The following is a 4,012-nucleotide window of genomic DNA, read 5'->3' on the forward strand; positions in this document are numbered from 1 at the left end:
CTACGGTGTGGCGCAAGCCACTCATCGACTCCCCGCGAGGTGAACGATGGATCTCCCTCCCTTCAACACCACCCCCACCCGCGTCGGTTGGGACACCTCCGCCCTCGACCCCCTCCGCCCCGTAGCCGAGGCCCGGCACCGCACCCGCGTCTGGCTTCAAGAGCATTGGGGGCTGGGCGAGTTGGCCGACTCCGTCGAGCTTGCCGTGGGGGAGCTGTGCACCAATGCCGTACGGCACGGCGGTGGGCTCGCCGGGTTGGAGCTGACGCTCGGGGTCGGGCGGGAGTTCGCTCCGCCGTTTCTGCGGGTGATGGTGACCGACCACGCCCCCGCGCTGGTGCCCGAACTGCCCGCGTGCGCCGACCTGTTGGACGAGGGTGGGCGTGGGCTGCGGCTCGTCGAGGCGTTGGCGCGGCGGTGGGGGTGGCACCGTACGGGGTTCGACGAGAAGCAGGTGTGGTGCACGTTCGCCGTGTGAGCGGTGAGCGGTGAGTAGTGGTCGGTGCTTACGGTCGGCCGCCCCGGCCCCGGCCCGCCTCCGTCAGTGCGTCCGTCCATCCCGCCGCGTACGCCCGCGACTCCCGCGTGAGCAACTCCTCGTACAGCCGGTCGAGCAGGGTCGTGCGGTCGGGGGCGGGGGAGTGCAGGAGGTGGGCGAGGCGGGTGTAGGTGTCGATCGGCTGCTGCGGGGAGTGACTCGTGCCAGTCGCCATGTCGTCGTCCTGCTTTCCTGTCTGTCCGCTCGGCTGGTGGTACAGGTGGCGCTCCTGGTGCGCTCGAAGCGTCGGTTCGAACTAGTGTACGAGTAATCCTGTGGTGGTGTTTCGTGTTTGCCGAAGACAGTTGCCCGCTGTGCGGTCCGGACCTGCGGTGATGTGGGGTGCGGTGGCAGTTGTGCCAGGTTGGTGAAGTAGGATCCGGCCGTTCTCCCGTCGGTGAATGAAAGGTGAATTACCGGGCCCTGTGAGGCATTTGAGGGCCTGTCTACGACGGTGGACGGCCGACAGGGCGGCCGTCCTCGCGCGGGGGGCGCGGTGGGGCTGGGACGAGAGCAAGGCCTACGGGGTGGATGGGAACGCGAGCAACGCGCGGCAGACGCATGTGATCGACTGGCTCGAACAGGCCCCCGACCTACCACACCTCATCGCCCGGCTCTCCGAACTGGTCCTTCGGTTCGGCCACGCGCCGGACGACCTGGTGATCCTGCCCCGCGCCGAACTCGACCGGCGCGAACTGGCCGCCTACAGCGCGGGTTGGGCCGACGTCGTCGACGAGCAGCTCCCGGCCGTGCGGCGGGCGTACGAGCAGCGGATCACCGCCGCCTACCTCCAGGGCCAGGAGGACGCCCGCACCGGGCGCCGGCCGCGCCGGGTGCGGGATCGCGATCGCGTCGGTGGTGACGTCATCCAGCTCCCGTACGTCCAACTGCTGAGCGCTCCGCCCGAGTTGACGCGGGTAGAGGAGCGCGGGGAACAGGAGCGGGCCCTGGCGGACGGCCCCCGGGATGACCAGGCGGACCCCGATACCGACCTTGATGCCGATGCCGATACCGACCTCGATCCTGACCCCGACATCCTGGTCACCGCCCGTGACGTACGGGAGAAGCGTGCCGCGCCCGCCGAACGGCGTTCGGTCGTACGGCGCAACGGGCGGCCCAGCGTGCCTCCGCTGACCGCCGGAACCGGGCGCGACAAGGGACGTAGGACGGAGTCGTCCGAACCCTCGGCGGACCGGCCCGGCACCCGGAGTGAGGAACGGCCCCGGCTCTCCGCCAAGGCCCGTGCCCTCGCGGACGAGTTGGAGGGCCGGGCCTCCGGCGGGCGCCGGGAGGAAGGGGCCGGACCGGCGGAGGACCCGGCGGGCTGAACAGCGCCGGCAGGCACCCGTACCGAGCATCGGCCCCAATTAGCCGAAGAACCGGGCCAGTTGGACCGTCGACGGTGCCCTGTCGTCCGGGGCTGCCGTCTCCTCGGTCTCCTCGCCCGGTGTCTCCTCGTCCCCGGTCTCCGGCCGCTCGTACGAAGGGCGCGGCACCGGTGCCGGTGGCTCCGGCTGGTCGCCCTCCTCGGAGTTGACGGAGGCGAACATCCAGTTCGCGGCGGCGAGATGGTCCACGGCGGCGGCCAGCAGATGGTCGGTCACCGACCAGTCGGCCGCCTCGCCGTGCAGCTCCCGGTTGAGGGCGCTGTCGTGCGGCAACTGCCGTATGAGCACGGTGAGCCGGCGCGCGGAGAGCCGGTCACGGTGCCAGTCGAGCAGATCGATGCCGTAATAGCGGAGCAGATCCGCTTCGAGGGCCTCGGCGTGTTCGTCGACGAACCCGACGAGGCTCAGCCTTCCCCCAGGCCGAGCCCGGTCTCCTTGCCGTAGGCCTCCAGGATGGCGGCGATGTCCTGCATCGTGACCTCGTGCTGCTCGAAGCGGGTGAACTGCTTCTCGCCCAGGAGGAGTCGGAGCAGCCCGTCCACGTCGTTGTCGTCGAGCTTGCGCAGCGCCTTGGCGGTGGCGCGGGTCAGCTCGGTGGGAAGGGTGTAGCTCTCGGTGTCGAGCTCGAACGACCAGGTGCGGCCGAGGGCTTCGAGCCGCTGGGCGCGGGCTGCGTTGACGTCGAAACGGGCCATGGTGATGAGTGCTCCTTAACAGGCCTCGGAAGGTGGGGAGTTGGGCCCGGGGTGGGACAGGACGCGCGCCCGTCCCACCCCGGTGGGTCAGGACGCGGCGTACGCGGCGTCCTTCATCACGAAGCTGGCCAGCGCCGAACCGTCGGCGGCGGACATCGCGGTGAAGGTGATGCCGAGCTGGGCCGCGGACTTGCGGGCCAGCTTGATGTCGTCGGCCGCCGTGACCTGGCCGCGCGGGATGCCGAAGCGGTAGGTCACGGTGGAGCCGTCGCTCGCCCGGACGTCCGTGAACTCCAGGCCGAGCGCGCGCACATCGGCGAACGGCCGGTCGGCGATGTCGTACTGGTAGACGCCCGTCGAGCCGGTCACCGCGCTGACCCCGCCGCCGCCCATGAAGAACGGCAGCGTGTCCTCGTTGAACTGCATCAGCGAGAACTTCAGGGTCAGGTCGCGGTCCGAGTACACGAAGTGCACCGGGCTCACGGCCTGCCACACGTCGATCGGCTCCAGCTTGTCCTTCTTGCTGAAGGTGACACCGTCACCGGAGGTGAAGCCGAGGTTCTTCCAGGTCGCCCAGTCGGTGGCGGTGTCGGACGAGAAGGTCGACGGGACGTCGGTGTCGGCGGCGGCGACGTACAGGCGGCCTACGCCGGCGATGCGGATCTCGGAGGAGTTGGTTCCTGCCATGGGTGAATCTCCTTGTTCTCATGGGGTGTTGTCGTACTCGGGAGGTCCGGGCACGAAGAAGGCCCCGCCGGGGGGTGGCGGGGCCTTCGGTCTGTGGGGCGTACCTGAGCGTCAGTAGACGTCCACGTACACCTTCATCACCGTGACGTAGCGGTTGGCCGCGGAGTACAGGTAGTCGGGCAGCCAGCGCGGGCCGTCCTGCTCCTCGACCTCGGTGACGAGGTTCGTGCCGTACTTGTGGTTCGCCATCGCCAGGAGGGCCTGCCGGGCGTCGTTGGCCAGGACGTGCGCGGCCTGCTTGGTCGGGCCGTACACCTCCAGCTCGATCAGCGGCTGGTCGACGTGGCGCTCACCGACCCAGGCGCCGCCGCGCCGGTTGACGAACACGGCGGCGGCCGTGCCGTCGAAGTCCGACGGTGCCTGTACGGCGACGATCGCGCCGGAGAGCCGGGAGTCGTCCTCCAGGATGTCGACGATCATCGCCTCGACGTCGGGGAAGGCGCTCGGTGGAGTGGGTGTGGTCATGCCGGGTCACCTCGGGGCAGCTTCGGGAGAGCGTGCGGGACGCGACGAGGCACTGAGCGGCCGACCTGCGGGCGCAGCTCCGCCGCTGCACCAACTGTGACAGACGAGCGTGCGCGCACGCAACTAAAAACCGAGGGTGCGTGAGAGAGCCTGGGGTTTGGGTGGGGGTGAAGTGGGGG

At 70.0% G+C, this 4,012-nt stretch carries 7 protein-coding genes; 2 read left to right on the forward strand and 5 right to left on the reverse strand.

The features are described from left to right. The first annotated feature begins 46 nt into the window (after positions 1-46). Positions 47-478 carry an ATP-binding protein gene (locus JHN63_RS49125; protein WP_200691631.1) on the forward strand — a complete coding sequence of 144 codons (432 nt, stop codon included), beginning with the start codon at positions 47-49 and terminating at the stop codon, positions 476-478. Positions 479-506: 28 nt separating this feature from the next. Here JHN63_RS49125 and JHN63_RS49130 read toward each other — a convergent pair whose 3' ends face one another. Further along, positions 507-713, reverse strand: coding sequence for a hypothetical protein (locus tag JHN63_RS49130; protein ID WP_200691632.1), 207 nt, complete (start codon positions 711-713; stop codon positions 507-509). A gap of 250 nt (positions 714-963) precedes the next feature. Here JHN63_RS49130 and JHN63_RS49135 point away from each other — a divergent pair, with 250 nt between their 5' ends. Continuing rightward, positions 964-1,866: a hypothetical protein gene (locus tag JHN63_RS49135; RefSeq protein ID WP_200691633.1), complete on the forward strand. Its 903-nt coding sequence runs from the start codon at positions 964-966 to the stop codon at positions 1,864-1,866. Positions 1,867-1,905: 39 nt separating this feature from the next. Here JHN63_RS49135 and JHN63_RS49140 read toward each other — a convergent pair whose 3' ends face one another. From JHN63_RS49140 to JHN63_RS49155, 4 genes are all read right to left on the reverse strand, one after another. Then, a complete protein-coding gene (locus JHN63_RS49140) occupies positions 1,906-2,265 on the reverse strand; it encodes a hypothetical protein (protein ID WP_200691637.1) in 360 nt (119 codons plus the stop codon). A 65-nt stretch (positions 2,266-2,330) separates the two neighbouring features. Then, positions 2,331-2,621 (reverse strand): hypothetical protein, encoded by a 291-nt coding sequence (locus JHN63_RS49145; protein WP_200691634.1) that lies wholly within the window; start codon positions 2,619-2,621, stop codon positions 2,331-2,333. Positions 2,622-2,708: 87 nt separating this feature from the next. Beyond that, positions 2,709-3,308 carry a phage tail protein gene (locus JHN63_RS49150; protein ID WP_200691635.1) on the reverse strand — a complete coding sequence of 200 codons (600 nt, stop codon included), beginning with the start codon at positions 3,306-3,308 and terminating at the stop codon, positions 2,709-2,711. 111 nt (positions 3,309-3,419) lie between these two features. Continuing rightward, a complete protein-coding gene (locus JHN63_RS49155) occupies positions 3,420-3,833 on the reverse strand; it encodes a hypothetical protein (protein WP_200691636.1) in 414 nt (137 codons plus the stop codon). Between the last annotated feature and the right edge of the window lie 179 nt (positions 3,834-4,012).

The sequence above is a fragment of the Streptomyces sp. MBT65 genome (assembly GCF_016612545.1).
GTDB lineage: Bacteria > Actinomycetota > Actinomycetes > Streptomycetales > Streptomycetaceae > Streptomyces.

Excerpts from the sequence above, each read along its gene's own strand:
- JHN63_RS49125 (WP_200691631.1), top strand. The coding sequence starts at position 47 with ATGGATCTCCCTCCCTTCAACACCACCCCCACCCGCGTCGGTTGGGAC.
- JHN63_RS49130 (WP_200691632.1), bottom strand. The coding sequence starts at position 713 with ATGGCGACTGGCACGAGTCACTCCCCGCAGCAGCCGATCGACACCTAC.
- JHN63_RS49145 (WP_200691634.1), bottom strand. The coding sequence starts at position 2,621 with ATGGCCCGTTTCGACGTCAACGCAGCCCGCGCCCAGCGGCTCGAAGCC.
- JHN63_RS49150 (WP_200691635.1), bottom strand. The coding sequence starts at position 3,308 with ATGGCAGGAACCAACTCCTCCGAGATCCGCATCGCCGGCGTAGGCCGC.
- JHN63_RS49155 (WP_200691636.1), bottom strand. The coding sequence starts at position 3,833 with ATGACCACACCCACTCCACCGAGCGCCTTCCCCGACGTCGAGGCGATG.